This window comes from Trichococcus shcherbakoviae, assembly GCF_963666195.1.
In the GTDB taxonomy this organism is placed as follows: Bacteria; Bacillota; Bacilli; order Lactobacillales; family Aerococcaceae; genus Trichococcus; species Trichococcus shcherbakoviae.
This window is the reverse complement of record NZ_OY762653.1, coordinates 1181291-1200802: the sequence shown is the minus strand read 5'-3', so window position 1 is coordinate 1200802 and position 19512 is coordinate 1181291. Positions and strand designations below refer to the sequence as shown.

At 50.9% G+C, this 19512-nt stretch carries 19 protein-coding genes and 1 pseudogene; 18 read left to right on the top strand and 2 right to left on the bottom strand.

Annotated features, from left to right (window positions below; translation table 11 throughout):
• Positions 1 to 18: 18 nt before the first annotated feature.
• From ACKPBX_RS05530 to ACKPBX_RS05465, 14 genes are all read left to right on the top strand, one after another.
• The gene (locus ACKPBX_RS05530) at positions 19 to 720 is read left to right on the top strand and encodes a molybdopterin-dependent oxidoreductase (RefSeq protein ID WP_319996228.1); all 702 of its coding nucleotides are present in this window, start codon (positions 19 to 21) and stop codon (positions 718 to 720) included.
• A 257-nt stretch (positions 721 to 977) separates the two neighbouring features.
• Positions 978 to 1589 (top strand): anthranilate synthase component II, encoded by a 612-nt coding sequence (locus ACKPBX_RS05525; protein WP_119092258.1) that lies wholly within the window; start codon positions 978 to 980, stop codon positions 1587 to 1589.
• Positions 1570 to 2943: an aminodeoxychorismate synthase component I gene (gene pabB, locus ACKPBX_RS05520; RefSeq protein WP_200831676.1), complete on the top strand. Its 1374-nt coding sequence runs from the start codon at positions 1570 to 1572 to the stop codon at positions 2941 to 2943. Before ACKPBX_RS05525 ends, pabB begins: the two co-directional genes overlap by 20 nt.
• A 2-nt stretch (positions 2944 to 2945) precedes the next feature.
• Positions 2946 to 3758, top strand: coding sequence for an aminotransferase class IV (locus ACKPBX_RS05515; RefSeq protein ID WP_319996227.1), 813 nt, complete (start codon positions 2946 to 2948; stop codon positions 3756 to 3758).
• Between the two features lie 163 nt (positions 3759 to 3921).
• Positions 3922 to 4785, top strand: a complete 864-nt coding sequence (locus ACKPBX_RS05510; protein ID WP_319996226.1) for a tRNA 2-thiocytidine biosynthesis TtcA family protein — start codon at positions 3922 to 3924, stop codon at positions 4783 to 4785.
• A 49-nt stretch (positions 4786 to 4834) separates the two neighbouring features.
• Entirely contained in the window at positions 4835 to 5299 is a 465-nt protein-coding gene (locus tag ACKPBX_RS05505) for a hypothetical protein (protein ID WP_086987147.1), read from the top strand.
• 30 nt (positions 5300 to 5329) lie between these two features.
• Positions 5330 to 5890: an NUDIX hydrolase gene (locus tag ACKPBX_RS05500; protein WP_140185461.1), complete on the top strand. Its 561-nt coding sequence runs from the start codon at positions 5330 to 5332 to the stop codon at positions 5888 to 5890.
• A gap of 172 nt (positions 5891 to 6062) precedes the next feature.
• The gene (locus ACKPBX_RS05495; protein WP_319996225.1) at positions 6063 to 6947 is read left to right on the top strand and encodes a VOC family protein; all 885 of its coding nucleotides are present in this window, start codon (positions 6063 to 6065) and stop codon (positions 6945 to 6947) included.
• 42 nt (positions 6948 to 6989) lie between these two features.
• On the top strand, positions 6990 to 8186 hold the full coding sequence (locus tag ACKPBX_RS05490) for a polymer-forming cytoskeletal protein (RefSeq protein WP_140185460.1): 1197 nt from the start codon (positions 6990 to 6992) through the stop codon (positions 8184 to 8186).
• Between the two features lie 96 nt (positions 8187 to 8282).
• Entirely contained in the window at positions 8283 to 8537 is a 255-nt protein-coding gene (locus tag ACKPBX_RS05485) for a DUF6718 family protein (RefSeq protein ID WP_086626730.1), read from the top strand.
• A 303-nt stretch (positions 8538 to 8840) separates the two neighbouring features.
• Positions 8841 to 9752, top strand: a complete 912-nt coding sequence (locus ACKPBX_RS05480) for a LysR family transcriptional regulator (RefSeq protein ID WP_086626731.1) — start codon at positions 8841 to 8843, stop codon at positions 9750 to 9752.
• A 201-nt stretch (positions 9753 to 9953) separates the two neighbouring features.
• Positions 9954 to 10853 (top strand): methylenetetrahydrofolate reductase [NAD(P)H], encoded by a 900-nt coding sequence (gene metF, locus ACKPBX_RS05475; protein ID WP_319996224.1) that lies wholly within the window; start codon positions 9954 to 9956, stop codon positions 10851 to 10853.
• On the top strand, positions 10850 to 11515 hold the full coding sequence (locus ACKPBX_RS05470; protein WP_140185458.1) for a vitamin B12 dependent-methionine synthase activation domain-containing protein: 666 nt from the start codon (positions 10850 to 10852) through the stop codon (positions 11513 to 11515). The genes metF and ACKPBX_RS05470 overlap by 4 nt, the downstream gene beginning before the upstream one ends.
• A gap of 19 nt (positions 11516 to 11534) precedes the next feature.
• On the top strand, positions 11535 to 13916 hold the full coding sequence (locus tag ACKPBX_RS05465) for a homocysteine S-methyltransferase family protein (RefSeq protein ID WP_319996223.1): 2382 nt from the start codon (positions 11535 to 11537) through the stop codon (positions 13914 to 13916).
• Between the two features lie 333 nt (positions 13917 to 14249).
• On the opposite strand, the gene ACKPBX_RS05460 is transcribed toward ACKPBX_RS05465, so the two are convergent.
• A complete protein-coding gene (locus tag ACKPBX_RS05460) occupies positions 14250 to 15491 on the bottom strand; it encodes an OFA family MFS transporter (RefSeq protein WP_319996411.1) in 1242 nt (413 codons plus the stop codon).
• A gap of 242 nt (positions 15492 to 15733) precedes the next feature.
• Between ACKPBX_RS05460 and ACKPBX_RS05455 the strand changes: the two genes are divergently transcribed.
• Positions 15734 to 16870 (top strand): Maf family nucleotide pyrophosphatase, encoded by a 1137-nt coding sequence (locus ACKPBX_RS05455; RefSeq protein WP_319996222.1) that lies wholly within the window; start codon positions 15734 to 15736, stop codon positions 16868 to 16870.
• Positions 16871 to 17120: 250 nt separating this feature from the next.
• Here the strand turns inward: ACKPBX_RS05455 and ACKPBX_RS05450 are convergent.
• Positions 17121 to 17669, bottom strand: a pseudogene (locus tag ACKPBX_RS05450) (sugar O-acetyltransferase); the annotation flags it as partial.
• 254 nt (positions 17670 to 17923) lie between these two features.
• On the opposite strand from ACKPBX_RS05450, the gene ACKPBX_RS05445 reads away from it, so the two are divergent.
• Genes ACKPBX_RS05445 through amrB form a run of 3 tightly spaced genes read left to right on the top strand, consistent with a single transcriptional unit; the run spans position 17924 to position 19454 of the window.
• Entirely contained in the window at positions 17924 to 18148 is a 225-nt protein-coding gene (locus tag ACKPBX_RS05445) for a hypothetical protein (RefSeq protein WP_319996221.1), read from the top strand.
• A 12-nt stretch (positions 18149 to 18160) separates the two neighbouring features.
• Positions 18161 to 18796 carry a radical SAM protein gene (locus ACKPBX_RS05440; protein ID WP_319996410.1) on the top strand — a complete coding sequence of 212 codons (636 nt, stop codon included), beginning with the start codon at positions 18161 to 18163 and terminating at the stop codon, positions 18794 to 18796.
• A gap of 16 nt (positions 18797 to 18812) precedes the next feature.
• Entirely contained in the window at positions 18813 to 19454 is a 642-nt protein-coding gene (amrB, locus tag ACKPBX_RS05435; RefSeq protein WP_319996220.1) for an AmmeMemoRadiSam system protein B, read from the top strand.
• The last annotated feature ends 58 nt before the right edge of the window (positions 19455 to 19512 follow it).

The following is a 19512-nucleotide window of genomic DNA, read 5'->3' as shown; positions in this document are numbered from 1 at the left end:
CGGAAAGAAGGCATTTTGATGAAAAAAGCGGGGACAGTCGCAGTAAAGGGCCGCTATGCCAGTCGCATTCCCAGCAAATACCTGTTTCTGTTGCTTAGTCTGTTGCTCTTTGGTTGCGGAACATCCAATGATGGCGATACAAGAGGGACTGATCTGGAAGAACTGACCAAAATCGAAGTGACCGAATACGAAGGACAAGATTTGTCTTCTTTGACCGATTTTCGGGAAAACTCAATCAAAGGTCCCCAGTACATAGACATAAATGACTACACGCTGACGATCGACGGCTTGGTCGAGCAGCCGGTTTCCTTGTCCTACGATGAAGTGTTGGACAATCAGAAGTACACAAAGGTTGTGACGCTGCATTGCGTGGAAGGATGGAGCGTCGACATCCTTTGGGAAGGGGTTCTTCTTGCGGACCTATTCGAAGGAGTGGATGTTCAGGCAAGCGCCGATACAGTCATTTTTTATTCAGAAGATGGCTACAGCACAGCCCTGCCGCTGCAGACGATCATGGACAGGCAATTGATGATCGCCTATAAGATGAATGGAGTAGTGTTGCCACCAGAAAGAGGATTTCCATTCCAGCTGGTAGCGGAAGATAAACTGGGATACAAATGGATCAAATGGATCACCCGGATTGAGCTGTCCGATGATGCGGACTATGAAGGCTATTGGGAACAGCGGGGCTTTGACAACAAGGCGGATGTCAAACCCTAAGCAGAGCGGCTGCAGTACTTTTCAGACTGTGTCCGCGCAGTTTTCCGCTTTCGGTACAGACTGAGTGGCCGGGGCTCTTGTCCTGGCCATTTTTTCGATAGGATTCAGTTTCCTCAAAACTATAGGCTGGAGTCCCGGCATTTGGTATGATGGACTTACCATTTTCAGAAGGTCTGACAGGACTGCTGGAAAGAGGAACCGACCTATGAAAAAGGCTACATAATCGAGAAAAAATAACAGTAATGATGAGGATACGTATGATACTTGTAATAGATAATTATGATTCCTTCACCTACAACCTCGTCCAATACCTGAAACAATTGGATGAGAATGTTGTGGTGAAACGGAACGATAAGATAACGATCGATGAGATAGCGGCACTGGATCCGCTGATGATCCTGATTTCCCCGGGTCCGAAGACGCCTGATGAAGCGGGCCTCAGTCTGGATGTAGTCAGGCACTTTGCAGGAGCCATCCCGATTCTGGGCATCTGCTTGGGGCATCAGACGATCGCCGGGTTGTTCGGCGCAGCAATCGTGAAGGCGAAAGAACCTGTCCATGGGAAGGTTCACGCCATCCAACACACAGGGAAAGGCGTCTTCCAGGGCTTGAAAAGCCCTCTGAACGTGACAAGATACCATTCTTTGATCGTTGAAAAGAGGAGCCTCCCGGAATCGCTGGAGGTCACAGCCTGGACATCGGATGGCGAAATCATGGGCTTTCTTCATCGGGAAGAGTTGATCGAGGGGGTCCAGTTCCATCCTGAGGCAATCCTGACGGAGCATGGGCTGGATATGTTGCGCAATTTTTATGAGCGCGCCAAAAAAAAGCGGAAAGGGGCGATTGTTGATGGGAAAAAGAACGACTGACATCGTGATCAAGGAAATCGTTACCGGACTTTCGAGCTTCGAACTGTTCTCTTTGTTCCGCGACCGCAAACATTGTTTTTTCCTTGACAGCGGGATGGATCCGCAAAAGCTGGGACGCTATTCCTTCATCGGATTCGATCCCGAACTGACGCTGACTGCCAAAGCGGGTGTGGATGCTTTTGCAGAAGTGAAAGCATTGCTGGAAAAATATCAGCTGGACTATGCAGGCGAGCTTCCTTTCATCGGCGGAGCTGTCGGTTATTTCGGCTATGAGCTGCGCCATCAGGTGGAGCGGTTGCCGAAGGAAGCGCGCGACGATGTCCAGATTCCGGACAGCTTCTTTGGCATCTATGATGGGGCGATTGTGGTGGACCATCTTTTGGGAAAAGTCCATCTTGCCTCGCCGGGGTTCTTCGGCGATCCGGAAAAGTGGGTTGCCGAGGTGGAAAAGGCTATTACAGCAGCGGAAGGGATGCATTTTCCGGCTCAGATTTTGGAATTGGCCAACGAAGCCAGACCGAAGCTCACCGCGAACATGACGAAGGCGTACTATTTGGCAGCAATCGCGCGCATCAAGGAGTATATCCGGTCCGGCGACATCTATCAGGTCAACATGACCCAACGCTTCCAATGCCGGACGGAAGCATCGCCCTACGAGCTGTACACGCGCTTGCGCAACATCAACCCGGCTCCCTTCGCCGCGTACATCGACTTCGGCATGGGGCAGCTGTTGAGCAGCTCGCCGGAGCGGTTCCTGCAGATCCGCAACGGCAAGGTGCAGACGAGGCCGATCAAAGGCACCCGTCCACGGGGCGCCACCGAACTAGAGGATAGCGCCAATCGCCAGGAGCTGTTGGAAAGCGAGAAGGACCGGGCTGAATTGCTGATGATCGTCGATCTGATGCGTAATGATTTGGGCCGGGTCTGCAAAACAGGCAGCGTCAAGGTCACGGAAATGTACCATATCGAAGACTACAGCACGGTTTTTCAGCTCGTGTCGACTGTCGAAGGGGAGCTGGAGGAAGGCATCCACGCTCTCGATTGCATCAAAGCAGCCTTCCCGGGCGGATCGATAACGGGTGCGCCGAAAATCAGGGCGATGGAAATCATCGACGAAATCGAGCCGACCCAGCGCAACGTCTATACCGGATCGATAGGCTATGTCGGCTTCAACGGGGATGCGGATCTGAATATCGTCATCCGGACGATCCTGCAGAAGGATGATACGGCCTATTTTCAGGTCGGTGGCGGCATCGTCTGGGATTCGGATGCGGAGATGGAATACGAGGAGACGCTTGTGAAGGCGAAGGCACTCATCGAAGCACTGCAAGCGGAATTACCGGAAGGGGAATGACTATGCAAGTATTTTTGAATGATGCCTATCTTGAAGAAGCTGCAGCACTGATCAGTCCGCTGTCCCCGGGTTTCATGTACGGATACGGGGTTTTTGAGACAATCCGTGTTTCCGGTGAAAAAGTGTTGTTTCTGGACCAACATTACGGGCGCATGGTCCGTGCTCTTTCCGTTCTGGGGATGACTTGCCCTTATCAAGAAAACGAACTCCAGCCGATCATCGAAAAACTGCTGGATCTGAATGACGTTTCCGAAGGGTTCGTAAAGGTCGTCTGCAGCAAACCGGCCCCGAAAAAACAGCCGCAACAGGAAGCAGATATCCTGATCCTGACAGGAACGAAAACCTACAAAGAGGAATATGCAACAGGTCTGAAAGTGTGCCTGGCCGATGCGAGAAGGAACGAATTCTCCAAACTCGTCGGCATCAAAAGCATGAACTACACGGAAAATATCCTGGAAAAAGAAGCGGCCGTTCGGAAAGGCTTTGATGAAGCAATCTTTTTGAACACGCATGATCAGGTTGCCGAGGGATGCGTTTCGAATGTTTTTTGGGTGAAGGACGGAATCGTATACACCCCATCGCTGCACTGCGGCATCCTGGAAGGGACGGCTAGAGCGCGGGCAATCAAGAAGTGCGCTGAATTTAAGATTCCGGTACAGGAAGGGGCGTACGGTCTGGAGAAACTTTTGAGTGCGGATGAAGTATTCGTCACAAATGCCCTGATGGACATCATGCCGGTGAGTCTTCTAGAGGAGCGGCATTTGGACCTCGGTGCATATCAAGTGGTGCCCCAGCTCCGGGGAAACGGGCGCTAAACGGAGCACACCGTTGATTCCTAGCCGCAACTCCGACGAAGCTGCCGTCACCGGAGAACGCCTGCAAATTGCCGGCTGAACTACGACGAAGCCCGCGTTCCCCGGAGCAAACGATAAACACTAAAACCACCCAAACAGCCCGCAAGAAAGGAAAACCGAATAGATGGAAAAATGCAATCAAATCGAAAGAAGTCTCATCAAAAAATACCGGAAACCCTTATGGCGGCCCTTCATCAAAGCAATCCAGGAATATGACCTGATCCAGAACGGCGACAAGATAGCCGTCTGCATCTCCGGCGGGAAAGATTCGATGCTGATGGCCAAACTGATGCAGGAGCTGCAACGGCATGGCACGATACGATTCGAGCTGGTCTTTTTGGCGATGGATCCGGGATACAGCGAACAGAACCAGCAACAGATTTTGGATAACGCCGCATTGCTGGAAATCCCGCTGACCGTTTTCGAGTCCTCCATTTTTGATGTCGTGGAGAATGTGGACTCGTCCCCCTGTTACCATTGCGCGCGCATGCGCAGGGGCAGTCTGTACCAAAAAGCCCAGGAGCTCGGCTGCAACAAAATCGCTTTGGGCCATCATTTCGATGACGTCATCGAGACGATTTTGATGAATATGTTCTACAGCGGGACCATCGAGACGATGATGCCGAAACTGCACAGCCGGAACTTCGCAGGGATGGAGCTGATCCGACCGCTTTATCATGTGAAGGAAGCGGATATCATCGCTTGGAAGGACTACCATCAGCTGACCTTCCTCCAGTGCGCCTGCCGTTTTACGGAAATGTACGCTGATCAACCGAGCGATCTGGGAGGTTTCAAACGCAAAGAGATGAAGGCGTTGATCGGGCAGTTGCGCGAAACGAGTCCGCTTATCGATGCGAATATCTTCCAGAGCGTGCAGAGTGTGAATCTCGAAAAGATCATTTCTTACCGCAATCGGGACGGAAGGCATCATTTTCTGGAAAAATACGCGGATGGGGCTGAAAGGCCGCGTCCGGATATGGTAGAATGAGTCGAACCTCCGCAAAAAATCGGAGAACATTATTAGGGAGTTGAAAGAAATGACCTTGTCATTCGAAGAAAAAAAAGCGATATTTGATGATTATAAAGAACTGACGGCTGTTCCGGTCTCGATGAACCGGATCAATTATCATTTCAATGCGAGTGCGGTGGACCACAAAATCGCCGTCCGCTTCCTGCATCCAAACGGCAATGCCTTCATTTATGCAGGCTACCTGCCGAAAGAAGAGACGGATAAAGGCTATATTTCCGTATTGGAAAGCGACGAAGGAACGATCCGTTTCCTGCTGGAAAAGGCGATTTCCTTTCTGAAAAAAACCGAAGACGGCTATGAGGAAGGCTATTCGGAAAAATGGGTGGATCGGTCCGGAGATGTTCTGTTGCTGATCTACGATAATCCGATGTGGTCGGTTGCTTTGAAGAACGGTCAAATGGAAGGAATCTTCAAAACCCGTGATGCGGCTGTCGGTTATCTGAATGATGAAGGTTTCTCGCGGACCAATTAACCGCCAAACGCATGCGAAAGGAAGGCTGTCATGGGAATCAGACAAACGCTTGCGGACTATTCTCCCTTCAATGCGCAGGAAGAAAAGGATCGTGAGTTGATGCTTCGCTATCTGGATCAGTTCGATGATCTGTTCAGGCGTGAGAATGAGTTCGCCCATTTCACCGCTTCGAGTTGGGTCGTCAATCGCGAGCGGACCAAGGTGCTGATGGTCTACCATAACATCTATCAGTCTTGGGCTTGGATGGGTGGTCACATGGATGGCGAAACCGACTTTCTGGCGACAGCCATCCGGGAAACGAAGGAAGAGACGGGTGTCGAGCAGGTCACACCGGTATCGCAGGAACTCTTTTCGCTCGAAATATTGAGTGTGGACGGGCATGTCAAAAACGGCAAACAAGTAGGAACACATGTGCATCTGAACCTGACCTACCTGCTGGAAGCGGACGAAACGCAAGAGACGAACATCAAACCGGACGAAAACAGTGGGGTCGCCTGGATGGGCTTGGAAGAGGCGCTCAGCAAGTGCACCGAACCCTACATGAGGATCATTTACGCCAAGCTGAACGATAAATTGAACAGAATGCAATAGCCGCTCAGCGCCGATGGTTCTCATTTTCCATCGGCAACGAAAAGTGGCATAATGGCAGTGGAGAGCATCGACTGCGCCGAAGAACGTCTTCGGCGGATCGGTGCAACCGCTGTTTTTTTGTCCATTTGCACTGTCGGGGTCGGCATTAAAAAGATCAAGGAGGATTTTATATATGAATAAAATTGTTCCTCATTTTTGGTTTGATACGCAGGCTGCAGAGGCAGCCGAATTCTATACCTCACTGTTCGATAATTCCAAAGTCACAAGCATCAGCCAAATCCAAAATCCACCACCATATGGAAATGCCGAGATTGTCTCGATGACGTTGGCAGGTCAGGATTTCATGGCAATCTCGGCAGGTCCGTATTTTCGCCTCAATCCGTCCATTTCCATCCGAATCGATTGCGCATCAATGAAAGAAATCGATTTCCTTTGGGAAAAACTTTCGGATGGCGGCACGGTGCTCATGCCGTTGGACGCTTATCCCTTCAGTAAAAGGTATGGTTGGATAGAAGACCGCTACGGCCTGTCCTGGCAGATCATGCATGTCGGCGAACGGGAGATAGATCAGAAATTGACGCCGACGCTGCTGTTCACGAAAAAACAATGCGGCAAAGCAGAGGAGGCGATCCTTTTCTATGAGGCGGTATTTTCAGATACCGAAATCGACGGAATGGATTACTACGGAGTTGGGGAGGAACCGGATGCGCCAGGGACGGTAAAGTTCGCCTCGTTCAAGCTGGAAAATCAAACGTTCGCAGCCATGGACAGTGCTCAGGCCCATGATTTTGAATTCAATGAAGCCTTCTCTTTCATCGTCAATTGCGAAAATCAGGAAGAAATCGATTACTATTGGGAAGCCCTGTCTTATGTCCCGGAAGCGGAAAATTGCGGATGGCTGAAGGATAAATACGGGGTATCATGGCAAATCGTTCCAACCGATATGAACGAGATGATGCAGACAGCGGATCCTGAAAAATTGGCACGCGTCACAGAGGCAACTCTGAAAATGAAAAAATTAGACCTTGCGGAACTGAGAAGAGTTTACGAAGCCTAGTCACTGTTTTTTTTGCGTGGTTGCATGAAAGAAGAATGTAGGATGAATAAGAAGGTTTGGTGGAAAGGGTTCTTCTGGAGTATCAACTTGTTATTTTTGGCGATTTTGTTGGGATTTTCAGGTGTTGCTTCGGCCACTACCATGAATGCTGAAAATCTGGATCATTTGGCTGCAGGTGAGACGATTGAAGGACCGGGTTTCTTTGCGGGTAATGTGGTGAAAGTAGATGGAAATGTGGAGGGGACGACGTTTGTTTCCGGGCAGGATGTCCGGATCAACGGCAACATCAACGGTGATCTTTTTGTGGCGTCCCAAACGATTACCATCAGCGGGACAGTGACCGGCAATATTTATGGAGCTGGGCAAGCACTTACCTTTGATGGTCAGTCGGAAAGCGATGTTTTCTTTGCCGGTCAGAGTATCTCCATCGGACAGGATGCGTCCATTGGCAGGGACTTGTTTGCGGCTGGCGCAACCATCCTACAGGAAGGGATCATCCAACGCAACCTCTTCGGCGGCGGAGCCGAGATTGTCCTGAGTGGGCAGATCGGCGGGGATGTCAATCTTCAGACGGACAGTCTGAAACTCCAGGACGGTGCGAACATTGCGGGAGACCTCAACTACAAGGGTGAAAACGAAGCTGACATCGGAACCGGCGCAACGATCGCTGGAGACACGGATTGGGAATTTTACGAAACAATGGATAGTGGAACAACTGCCGTGCGGGAAACGCGCAGGCCGGTCATGAAATTTGTCTGGTTCCTCTGGAGCTTGGTGAGCGCCCTGTTGGTCTGGTTCCTTATCCGGATTTGGCGCCCCACCTTCTGGCAAAACACAGCCCGTCCGTTGGCTGAACAGCCGTTGAAGACATTAGGGGTTGGTCTGCTGACATTGTTGGTGGTGCCGCCAATGATCATTTTAGCAATGATCACCGTCATCGGGATCCCGATTGCGGTAATACTTGGGGTCATTTATCCGATTGCTTTGTATCTATCACGGATCATTGTGGCGGTATTCATCGGCCAGTGGTTGGCGAAACGCTTCAAGTGGCCCGAGCTGCATAAGGGAGTCTGGCTGGTGCTCTTGGGCTTGGCTGTCCTCGGGCTTTTGGGGCTGCCGCCGTTTGTCAAATTCCTCAGCTCCCTGCTTACCGTCATGGCGGGCTTAGGCGCTTTGGTTATGGCTCATTACAAGGCTACGCCTGAAGGAACCAGCGTTCAGACCGAGCTGGACGTATAGGCTGCAGAACTGAAAGTGTAGAATCAGCAAAGGAATTGCCAATTTTTTTCACCGGTAGCTTGGCCTTTTTGCTATAATGGACCCTGAGGTGAATCTATGAAATTCGTAGTGGCAAGGACATTCAAAAAGAACGGCAGTGCGGCGATCGCAATCGATGCGGTGCCATCCATTTTTGGTTATTCGGAAGAATTGGAGCAACGGTTCGGCCGAAAAATCGAGGTGCTTCTCCTGAGCGGGGACTCCGCGGAAGCCTTGGAAGAGGCGTGGCCGGAGTACGCACCCATCGCGGTGGTTGAGAACAAAGAAACATTCGAACGCACGATTGAAGAAAAAGTCAGCCGGAAAAAATAGCATCGGATCGGCGCGGAAGCATATGGAAATGCTGCCGCGCCGATCTTTTTTGATTGTGCTCCGATGAAGGCCAGTCTGGCCGTAGCACCGACTTCAGATTCGCCCGCAACTCCGGCGGGCACCGCCTGGCCGGAGCAGCCGGCCCAAGACCCGACATTCCTCCGGGAAACGCTATCTTCACCGGAGCAGGCACCGTTTTTCCGATGCGCATCAGCCCGGCCTTGGCCGTGCGGGAACCCATCTGGTATAATCGGGGCAGAATCAAAAAAGCATGCCAAAGCAGCGAGAAGAGAGGGAAGACAGATGACCTTAAAACAATTAAGATACATGCTGGCAGTCGCCCAATACAAATCGATCAACGAGGCCGCCAAAAAATGTTTCATTTCACAACCGAGCCTCTCGAATGCCATCAAGGACCTGGAGGAAGAAATCGGCCTGGAACTGTTCATCCGGACCGCCAAAGGCATCACGCTGACCGCGGAAGGCAGCGAATTCCTGAAGTATGCCCAACAGGTGATCGAGCAAGCCGAATTGCTGGAACAGCGCTACCTCGACAAAAAACCGGCCAAACAGTTGTGTTCCATTTCGACCCAACATTACGCGTTCGCTGTCAGCGCGTTCGTGAATATGATCAAAAAGAGTGGAGCGGATGAATACAAGTTCACACTGCGTGAGACACGCACCCATGAAATCATCGAAGACGTCAAGAGTTTCCAGAGTGAAATCGGCATCCTCTATCTAGATTCGTTCAACCGCAATGCGCTAAAAAAAATCCTGCAGGAGAGCCAATTGGAGTTCCATCCTTTGTTTGAAGCGGAACCGCACATCTTTGTCAGCGTCCGCAATCCCTTGGCGTCCAAACAGAGCGTCACCTTGGCGGATCTTGAGGATTATCCCTACCTGTCGTTCGAACAGGGCGAGCATAATTCCTTTTATTTTTCGGAGGAGATCCTCAGCACCGTTTTCCATAAAAAAAGCATCCTGGTCAGCGACCGCGCAACTTTGTTCAACTTGGTGATCGGCCTTGACGGCTACACTATCTCCACCGGTGTACTTAGTGAAGAGCTGAACGGCACAGATATCGTTTCCGTACCTTTGGATGTAGAGGACAGGATGGTGATCGGTTGGATCGCCAACAAGAAAGCCGGGATCAGCCGGCAGGCGGCCGCCTACATCAAAGAGCTGAAGGCAGTGATCCGGACCTATGGGAATTAAAAGGTCTGGTCTATTTTGGGTATAGTTTTTTGCTATAATTAAATATATTTTTTTGGTGTTACTCTATATCTTCATTCCATGGCATACTATTGGAAATAAATGACTTCTTTCGGGAAGTCATCAACTGACATGATCAATCATACACAAAGTAAGTACGCTTGAAAAATTGCCACTTTGAACAAATTGAGGGAGGACATGGTTATGAAGATTAGAGAGATGATCAGCAAAGGGGAACCGACCGTTTCATTTGAAATTTTTCCGCCGAAAAGCAGTTATTCCCTTGAAACGGTGTTCGACACATTGGGCGAATTGAAGGATCTGCATCCCGATTTCATTTCTGTGACGTACGGCGCCGGCGGGACAGCCCAAAGCAACACGGTCGAAATTGCATCGCGCATCAAAAAGGATTTCGGAATCGAATCGATCGCCCATTTGACCGGCTGCACCTCGACAAAAGAGGGCATGAAACGGACACTGGCATCGATCAAGGATAGCGGCATCGAAAATATCCTGGCTTTGCGCGGGGATATCCCGCAAGAAAAATTGGCGGACAAGAATTGGAATCCGGAATACCGTTACGCTTCCGAGCTCATCGACGACATCAAAGCAGCAGGCGATTTTTCGATCGGAGCTGCCTGCTATCCGGAAGGACATGTCGATTCCATCAACAAAGTGGATGACCTGAAAAATCTGAAAAGGAAAATGGACCATGGAGCTGACTTCATGATAACGCAGCTTTTCTACGATAATGATCTTTTCTATCAGTTCAAGGAGAAATTGGATCTCGTCGGCATCGAACAGCCTGTCATCGCAGGGATACTGCCGGTCCTGAATATCAAACAAGTGAAACGGATCCAGGAAATTTCCGGATGCAACCTGCCGCCGAAATTCCTGCGGATACTCGAAAGATACGAACATGATCCGGCATCACTGCAGGAAGCTGGCATCGCCTACGCAGTCGATCAGATCATTGATCTGCTTTCTTCCGGAGTGGATGGCGTCCACATCTACACGATGAACAAGCCAGACGCGACAAGAAGGATCATGGAGAACATCTCCTGCGTCCGCAAGGCGGTCTGCAGAAAAGAGCCGCAAAGATGAAGACGGATCTGAAGCTGGTAGCGAAGTATCTTGGCTTCGGGAACAAACAACCGGACGAACGGACAAAGAACGATATGGAGATGATCGCCGCCCAGTTTGAGCAAGCAATCACGGGGAAATGGACTTATGGACACTATCTCCTGGACCACTCAGTTGAGGGCTTGATCACGCTGGAGGGGACCGCTGTTGTGTTGGAAGGAAAAAGCATCAACCGCACGCTTAAGCGCTGCAAAGAAGCCTATATCATGGTCTGCACATTAGGCGCGCAAGGAGATTTCATCATTGAACGCAATAAAATGATGTCCCCGACTTTGGGCATGATCGCTGATGCTTGTGCATCCGCATTCGTCGAGACGATCGCGGACAGGTGCCAGCAAGAAATCGAAAGTCAACTGCCAACGGGAGCCTCATTGACTTTCCGTTACGCGCCCGGATACGGGGATCTGCCTTTGGCCACCAACAAAACGCTGCTCGGGGAATTGCAGTCCGACAAACGGATCGGAGTCCATCTGACGGATTCGATGCTGATGACGCCAAGAAAATCGATTGTGGCGATTTTAGGCGTTCTGGAGGAAGGCATCTCCAAAGGGAAGAATCATCGCTGCGGGAACAAAAGTTGCAGCGAGTGCGATCTGAACGACAGCTGCACGGCCAGAAGTTAAGTTAGGGGGGACAAAAAGAATGGATATCAGAAAACAAATTGGAAAAGAGCTGCTTCTCTTCGATGGAGCGATGGGCACGATGCTCCAGAAATACGGGATGAAAGCCGGCCAAAACCCGGAAGCATTGAATCTGGAGGATCCCGCGCTGCTAAGCCGGATCCATCGGGAATACGTCGAAGCCGGCGCACAATTCATCACGACAAATACATTCGGCGCCAATGCCTACAAGCTGCAGGAGACCGGCTACTCGGTCACGGAAGTGATCACTGCTGCAGTTGAAATCGCCAAAGCTGCAACGGCAGGATCCGGGGCGCAGGTGGCGCTCGATATCGGACCGGTAGGGAAGATGATGAAACCGATCGGATTGCTTGATTTCGACCAGGCTTACGACTATTTCCGCGAGCAAGTGACAATCGGAGCCGCGGCAGGAGCGGATCTGATCCTCATCGAAACGATGTCGGACTTGGCGGAAATGCGCGCAGCCGTTTTGGCGGCGAAAGAAAACAGCAACCTGCCGATCTTCGCGACGATGACCTTTACGGAGGATGGCAACACTTTGACCGGGACAGAGCCGGAGATTATGGCGCTCTCCTTGGATGCTTTGGGTGTGGATGCACTGGGCGTGAACTGTTCATTGGGGCCTAAGGAGCTGATTCCCATCATCAAAAGGATATTGGCATTCACAAATACTCCAGTGATGGTGCAGGCGAATGCAGGTATCCCTGTGACGGAAGCAGGAGTCGCCAAATATAACGTCGTTTCCAAGGCTTACCTTGAGGTCGCGAAAGAGTTGGCCGGTTTGGGGGTTTCTGTTATCGGCGGGTGCTGCGGCACGACACCGGAATACATCCGTGATCTGCAGCAGGCCACAACTTCTTTTGCAAAGAGGGAAATCAATCAATTGAAACGTTATGTCTGTTCCGCGCAGAAGAAGGTTTACTTGGATGGCCAGATCACCCTCATCGGTGAACGGATCAACCCGTCAGGCAACAAGGCTTTGAAGGAACAATTCGTGGCAGGCAATCCGTTGGCGGCCATCAAAGTCGCTTTCGAACAAGTCCAAAAAGGCGCGGATGTGCTGGACGTCAACACCTCTTTGCCGATGATCGACGAAACGGATTACATGACAAAAATCATCGATGGCATGAGCGGCCTGGTGGAAGCGCCGCTGCAGTTCGATTCGACCAAACCGGAAGTGCTTGAAGCAGCTTTGAGGCGCTACAGCGGCGTTGCAATCGTCAATTCGGTCAACGGGAAAGAATCCTCGATGGCCGAAATCTATCCGATCGTCCAGAAATACGGCGCCTTTGTCGTGGCCTTGTGCCTGGATGAAGCCGGTATTCCGGATGATGCGGTTGGCCGGACCAAGGTCGCCCAGAAGCTGATTGATCGAGCGGGAGCGTATGGCATCGGTGCAGAGCGCTTGTTGGTGGATTGCCTTGTGCTCACTGCGGCTGCCCAGCAGAAAGCGGTCATGGAGACGTTGAAGGCATTGCGTTGGGTCAAGGAAAACACGAAGGCGTTGACTACTTTGGGGTTGAGCAACGTTTCCTATGGACTGCCTTTCCGAGCCTTGATCAACCGAACCTATTTTGCGATGGCCCTGACTTCGGGATTGGATACGGTCATCATCAACCCAGGGGCCGACGGAATCGTCGACACGATGCGCGCCTTCAATGTTCTTTCAGGGCAAGACGAAGGTGCCATCGACTATATCGACTACAACAACAAAAAGGCTGTGGTCAAATCCGATGGTCCCAAGCAGGAAAACGTGGTCCGTTCCTACCGGGAAATGCTGTTGGAGGGCGACGAAACAGGTATCATGAAGGCAACCAACGCCTTGCTTAAAGACAATACGCCATTGGCTGTCGTGGACGATCACATCGTGCCGGCATTGGATGAAGTCGGCAAGCTCTATGAACAGAAAAACATCTTCTTGCCTCAGTTGATTCGTGCTGCCGAAACGGCCGGAAAAGCTTTCGAGACGATCCGTGCAAAACTTGCTGCAGGCAATGAGAAGCTGGAATCGAAGGGGACCATCGTGATGGCTACCGTAAGAGGGGATATCCACGATATCGGAAAGAATCTGGCGAAAGTTCTGCTTGAAAACTATGGCTACGACGTCATCGACCTGGGCAAAGATGTTCCGATTGAGGAGGTTGTGGCGGTTGCCAAGCAACATCAGGTCAAACTGGTCGGGCTGTCTGCGTTGATGACGACGACCGTCACTGCGATGGAGGATACAATCACAGCTTTGCGCGAGGCGGGTCTACCCGTGAAAGTCTTCGTCGGTGGTGCCGTACTGACCGAAAAGTACGCCAAAGCCATCGGTGCGGACTATTACTGCAAAGATGCCCGAGCCGGCGTCACGGTAGCAGAAGAAGTCTTCAGTAAAAATTAAGAAAAGCGGAACGGGTTCGTTTAGCCCTGAAAGAAATTTAGGAAATCGTGCCGACTGAGCATCGTAGAGCGCAATATGCTGAGAGACTTCCTGCGTCAGTAGGTTAGTCGAATAGTATCCTTGGCTCGCAGAGACAAGGGGTTCCTTTATCCTTTCCGAAGGGCTTACCCGTGGAGCTAGCCATCATTATTGGATGCTAGGAACAATTTACAAACATGTGAAACACCAACGGTGATGCACTTTTGGGTTCGAAATGTTTTATACTTTCCTGAAATTTAAAAAAAATCCCGGAAGAGACTCCATTCAAAATGGGTCTCTTCCGGGATTTTTCTTTTAGGCTGGATGTCTCGTTTTATTCATGTCATCCGGTTTTTTTCTTAGGAGGAAGGCGCTGATGAAGAGCGCGACCGAATACAATGCCAACACGACATAGAGAACGTTGTTGAAGGAACCTGTCTTCGCAATGATGAAGGCACTCAATTGATTCCCGGAAAGTCCGGCAAAAGCCCAGGCCGATAAAGCCAGTCCGTGGATGGTGCTGATGCTGTTCATCCCGAAGCGGTCGGCAAGCAATGGCGGAAGGCTGGAGAAACCGCCGCCGTAGCCGGCGTTGATGACACAAAGCGTAATAATGACTAAAGGAGCGATTGCATTGTTGATGCCGTTCGCCAAAAGCGTAAGCGCCGTAGCCGCGATCGACAAACTAAAAATCCAGATATAGATGGTGTTTCTGTCCTTCAATCTGTCTCCGAAGGATGCAAAGCCAAGCCGCCCACTTGCGTTGAAGAGTGCCGTCAACGAGCTGATCACTCCGACAGCACCGAAGCCGATGAAGTGCAGCAAATCCTTCTCTTGTGAGATGAGCGCCAAGCCGCAAGTGATGTTAATGAAGAACATCAACCAGATGCCGATGAAGGTTTTGTTCTTGAAGATGTCGAGGATGTTTTCTCCCTTCTTCATCTTCACGGATACTTCCACCCAATCGGACGGTTTTTTCAACAGAAGGTGGCCGATAAACATCATGATGAAATAAACGACAGCCAGGATATAGAACAGTTTGTAGAGCCGGGTTGGGTCAACGAGCGTACCGTCCGCATTTGTTGCACCCAAAAGCATCTCGATGATCGGGCTGGCGATGACCTTGGCCAATCCGAATCCTGCTACCGCTATCCCTGTAGCCAAGCCTTTATTGTTTTTGAACCAGAGCATCAGCGTTTTGACCGGCGAGAGATAGCCGATGCCGCAACCGATGCCCATCAGGACTCCGTAAGTCAGAAAAATGCCGATCAAGGATTTCTGCTGGATGAAGAATCCGGTACCGGCCATCCCGGCGGCGAAGCAAACCGCCGCAATCAGGGAAGACTTGTGGATATCTTTTTCCACGGCTCTACCCGCGAAGGCAGCCGACATGCCAAGGAAGAAGATGGCGATGCTGAAAGCCCATTCGACATCTCCTTTCGGCTTGCCGATATATTCGGCGATGCCCCCCTTCAGCAAAGACCAGCAGTAGACTGTTCCGATGCTGCAATGGATCAGCAGTGCCGGCACAGCGGCACGCATCCATTTATTTTCAATATTATTCATTTTGAAGCCCCCCTTGGGTAATGATAGTATGGATTGCGTGAATATTTTATCAATCTATCGTCATCATACTATCGATTCGCGGGTAATGCAATCGCTTTCTGACGCGGCCGGGAATAGGCAGTTTGTCCAATCTACAATGTTTTTCCCTGGGAGGCCGCGCAGACGGAATTTTCTGGAAAAATCGAAGATTTGTCGGTAATATGAACTATGGACAGTGAAGGAGGAGTCAGGATATGCAAGTGAATATTAGGAAAGCAGAGCTGCAGGATTTGGCTGCACTGAAAATAATCGAGGATGCGTGTTTTCCGGAAGCCGAGGCGGCGACGCTTGAATCACTCAGTGAGCGGTTGCACCTGTTCCCTGAGAGCTTCCTGGTTGCCGAAGCCGAGGGCGTACTGGTGGGATTCGTGAACGGAGCCGTCATCGATGAACCGATCATCCGCGATGCCCACTACCATGATGCTGCTTTGCATAATCCGGATGGCGCTTATCAAAGCGTCTTCGGGTTGGATGTGGTTCCGGCCTTCAGGAGGACGGGAATCGCGGAAAAGTTGCTGACCGCATTGATCGAAGCGGCCAGACAAGCGGGCAGAAAAGGCTTGACGCTTTGCTGCAAAGAAGAAAAGATTCCTTACTACGAGAAGTTCGGGTTGGTGAACAGCGGCAGATCGAGCTCCACGCACGGGAATGCCGTGTGGTACGATATGATTCTGCATTTTGAAGAAGAAAAAAGGGGAGAGCAAATGGATCTGAAAATCATATTGGCGAGTCAATCGCCAAGACGCAACGAACTGCTGTCCTTGTGCATCAAGGACTTCGCGGTCCAGGCTGCGGATATCGACGAAAAAGCGATAGAAGAACGCATTTTAGCCGCAGCGGGACAGGGAACATTTTTGGACACCGCCACGGAACTTGTGGAAACATTGGCGCGGGAAAAAGCGGCGGTCATCCACCGTGAGAACAGCGAAGCGATGGTCATCGGCTCCGACACTGTGGTCGTGTTGGACGAAAAAATCCTCGGCAAACCGGTTGATGAGGCCGATGCCTATGCGATGCTGCGCGCACTGGCTGGCAAGACCCATTCGGTCCTGACCGGCGTCAGCATTTTATGGGGCGAAAAGGAAGAGACCTTTGCTTCTGAGACGAAAGTCAGCTTCTTCGAGTGGGACGATCGGATGGCGAAGGGAGTGAAGGCATACGTGGCATCGGGCAAGCCGATGGATAAAGCCGGAGCATACGGCATCCAGGAGGAAGCTGCGCTCTGGGTTTCCGGTATCGAAGGCGACTATAACACGATCGTCGGTTTTCCAATCGCATTGGTCGATAAAGCCATCCACCGTTTGCTGACGGAGGCGGAAGCAGAAAAATAGCTTATCGCCCGTTTTCTCCGATGAAGCGCTCGTTGGCCGGAGGAACACTACAGAATGAGAGCTCGAACTCCGGGGAAGGTGCGCTGGCCGGAGAACAGCGCCAGAAAAAGAGCGTCAACTCCGGGGAAAGCCCCATCCACCGGAGCTACAGCGCAAAAAAATAAATACCGAAAAAAACCGGCGAAGCCTCGCAAAGGCATTCGTCGGTTTTTTAGCATTATTCGTGTATTCAGGAATTGGAATCGGAAAGCTCGATGTGACGGATCACTCGTGCCGGATTCCCAGCAATCACGACATTATCAGGGAAAGATTTTGTCACGACGCTGCCCATACCGACGACGACATTGTCCCCCAACGTGACACCCGGACCGATCACGGAAGAGCCGCCGATCCAGACATTGTTCCCGATCGTGATCGGTTTGCCGTATTCCCAGCCGCTGTTCCGTTCTACAGGATCAAGCGGATGGGTGGCGGTATAGAGGCTGACATTCGGCGCAATCATCACGTTGTTCCCGAAAGTGACCGGGCACGTATCCAGTATCGTACAATTGAAGTTCGCATAGAAATTCTCGCCGACAAAAATATTGAAGCCGTAATCCAGCGAAAACGTCGGTTCGATATAAATATTTTCCCCAGTTTTTCCGAACCATTTTTTTAACAATTCGCTGCGCTTGCGGGCATCCGTTTCGTTGTTGAAAAGGTGCATCTTTTCCCGGGAACTGTGCCGCATCGAGGAAAGCTCCGGATTGCTGGAAAAATAAAGTTCACCGGCGATCATTTTTTCTAGTTCTGATTTCATTTTATAGTCTCCTTACGTATAGGATAGTAAATTTTTTGATTATTTTTACTAATTATAACGAAACATTTACTGATTTGATATACGAAATGAATCAGGCGCTATTTTATTTTACGTTTAAAAAAAATCTTTTGACTGGAACAAAACATATTGGATTTTCGGAAATCGGCCTGTTAAATTTTGGATTGTAAAGCATAAATGCAGTAAGATGTGTGTAAGCGATAACATTTTTGAAGTGGATGATTGGGGTTGGTGAAATGAAGGAAGCTATGTTGTACGAAAAGTTGCAGGACGGTAGGGTACGGTGCGGCGTCTGCCCACATCATTGCGTCATAGCGGAAGGCAAACGGGGAATCTGCGCCGTCAGGGAGAATCGGGAGGGGACTCTGTATGCATTGAATTATGGGAAAGCAATCTCGGTTGCGATCGACCCCATCGAGAAGAAGCCGCTCAATCATTTCCTTCCAGGCACTACAGCCTAATCCTTTGCTACAATCGGCTGTAACCTGCGTTGTCTTTGGTGCCAAAACTGGGCGATTTCGCAGGCCTCCAAACCGGATCGTCCGATTTATGGGGAGGACATCAGCCCGGAAGAGCATGTGCGGCGGGCTTTGGCTGCCGGTTGTCCTTCCATCGCCTACACTTACACGGAACCGATCATCTTTGTCGAATATGCGCTCGACACAATGAAGCTGGCCCGTGAAGCAGGGCTGAAGAATATCTGGAAGACAGCCGGCTATGCGACGAAAGAGACGCTGGATGCCATCATTCCATATCTGGATGCCGTCAATGTCGACCTGAAAGGGACCGATGACGAAGTGTACAAAGAATATTGCGGCGGTACAGCGCAACCGGTGCTGGATACGATCATCCGATTTCATGAATCAGGCGTGCATCTCGAAATCGCCACGCTCGTCGTGCCTGGGGTGAATGACCGCATCGACCAACTCGAACGGATGGCGCGGTTCATCGCTGAGGAGGTCGGCAAAGAAGTGCCATGGCATGTCAACCGCTTCTTCCCGGGCTGGAAAATGATGGACACAGCCATCACGCCGATGCAGACTCTGGAAACAGCCGCAGCGCTTGGGAAAAAATTCGGATTGCTGCACGTGCACATCGGCAACGTCTGAAAAGGAGGGATCCCTTATGTTGGTTTTTGGCGTCATCAGTCCGCATCCGCCGCTCATCATTCCGGAAATAGGCGGGAAGGACATCGAAAGGGTAAAACGCACAGTGGCGGCTTTGGAGATGACAGCCGAAAGACTCGCCGCCGCAAAGCCGGACCGTCTGCTCATCATCTCGCCGCATGAAGGCCACGGTTTTGAAGTGCCCATGCATTATCTCGACAGACAATTGCCGCCCAACCTGGAAACGGAAAAGATTTTGGTGACGGTGCCTTCCTACGAGCACTACTACGAATGGGGAAAACGCTATGGGGAAGCTTGCGACCAATCAAATCTGCGCACTGCCATCATCGCTTCTGCCGATCTGTCGCACGTGCTGAAGCCAGAGGGGCCTTACGGCTACCATTCGGCGGGGCCTTTGTTTGATAAATTAGTGATCAAAGCCATCAAGGAAAAGGATGCCAGTCAGCTGTTGCGGTTGGATGCCGGGTTCCTTGAAAGGGTGGCGGAGTGCGGACTGCGCTCCATCCTGTTCCTGATGGGAGCGTTCGAAGGCAGGGAATACGAAGCGGAAGTGCTCTCCTACGAAGGTCCTTTCGGGGTCGGTTACCTTGTCGCAACCTTCATGCCTTCGGAGTCCGAAGAGCAAATCAAGGATGCGTGAAGTTCATAAGGAAAGTTTTGGAAGGTTGCGTCATTCATTTTTTAGTAAAAAGAGGCGA

Coding starts and splice junctions, on each gene's coding strand:
- ACKPBX_RS05530 (WP_319996228.1), top strand. CDS start 19: ATGAAAAAAGCGGGGACAGTCGCAGTAAAGGGCCGCTATGCCAGTCGC.
- ACKPBX_RS05525 (WP_119092258.1), top strand. CDS start 978: ATGATACTTGTAATAGATAATTATGATTCCTTCACCTACAACCTCGTC.
- pabB (WP_200831676.1), top strand. CDS start 1,570: ATGGGAAAAAGAACGACTGACATCGTGATCAAGGAAATCGTTACCGGA.
- ACKPBX_RS05515 (WP_319996227.1), top strand. CDS start 2,946: ATGCAAGTATTTTTGAATGATGCCTATCTTGAAGAAGCTGCAGCACTG.
- ACKPBX_RS05510 (WP_319996226.1), top strand. CDS start 3,922: ATGGAAAAATGCAATCAAATCGAAAGAAGTCTCATCAAAAAATACCGG.
- ACKPBX_RS05505 (WP_086987147.1), top strand. CDS start 4,835: ATGACCTTGTCATTCGAAGAAAAAAAAGCGATATTTGATGATTATAAA.
- ACKPBX_RS05500 (WP_140185461.1), top strand. CDS start 5,330: ATGGGAATCAGACAAACGCTTGCGGACTATTCTCCCTTCAATGCGCAG.
- ACKPBX_RS05495 (WP_319996225.1), top strand. CDS start 6,063: ATGAATAAAATTGTTCCTCATTTTTGGTTTGATACGCAGGCTGCAGAG.
- ACKPBX_RS05490 (WP_140185460.1), top strand. CDS start 6,990: ATGAATAAGAAGGTTTGGTGGAAAGGGTTCTTCTGGAGTATCAACTTG.
- ACKPBX_RS05485 (WP_086626730.1), top strand. CDS start 8,283: ATGAAATTCGTAGTGGCAAGGACATTCAAAAAGAACGGCAGTGCGGCG.
- ACKPBX_RS05480 (WP_086626731.1), top strand. CDS start 8,841: ATGACCTTAAAACAATTAAGATACATGCTGGCAGTCGCCCAATACAAA.
- metF (WP_319996224.1), top strand. CDS start 9,954: ATGAAGATTAGAGAGATGATCAGCAAAGGGGAACCGACCGTTTCATTT.
- ACKPBX_RS05470 (WP_140185458.1), top strand. CDS start 10,850: ATGAAGACGGATCTGAAGCTGGTAGCGAAGTATCTTGGCTTCGGGAAC.
- ACKPBX_RS05465 (WP_319996223.1), top strand. CDS start 11,535: ATGGATATCAGAAAACAAATTGGAAAAGAGCTGCTTCTCTTCGATGGA.
- ACKPBX_RS05455 (WP_319996222.1), top strand. CDS start 15,734: ATGCAAGTGAATATTAGGAAAGCAGAGCTGCAGGATTTGGCTGCACTG.
- ACKPBX_RS05445 (WP_319996221.1), top strand. CDS start 17,924: ATGAAGGAAGCTATGTTGTACGAAAAGTTGCAGGACGGTAGGGTACGG.
- amrB (WP_319996220.1), top strand. CDS start 18,813: ATGTTGGTTTTTGGCGTCATCAGTCCGCATCCGCCGCTCATCATTCCG.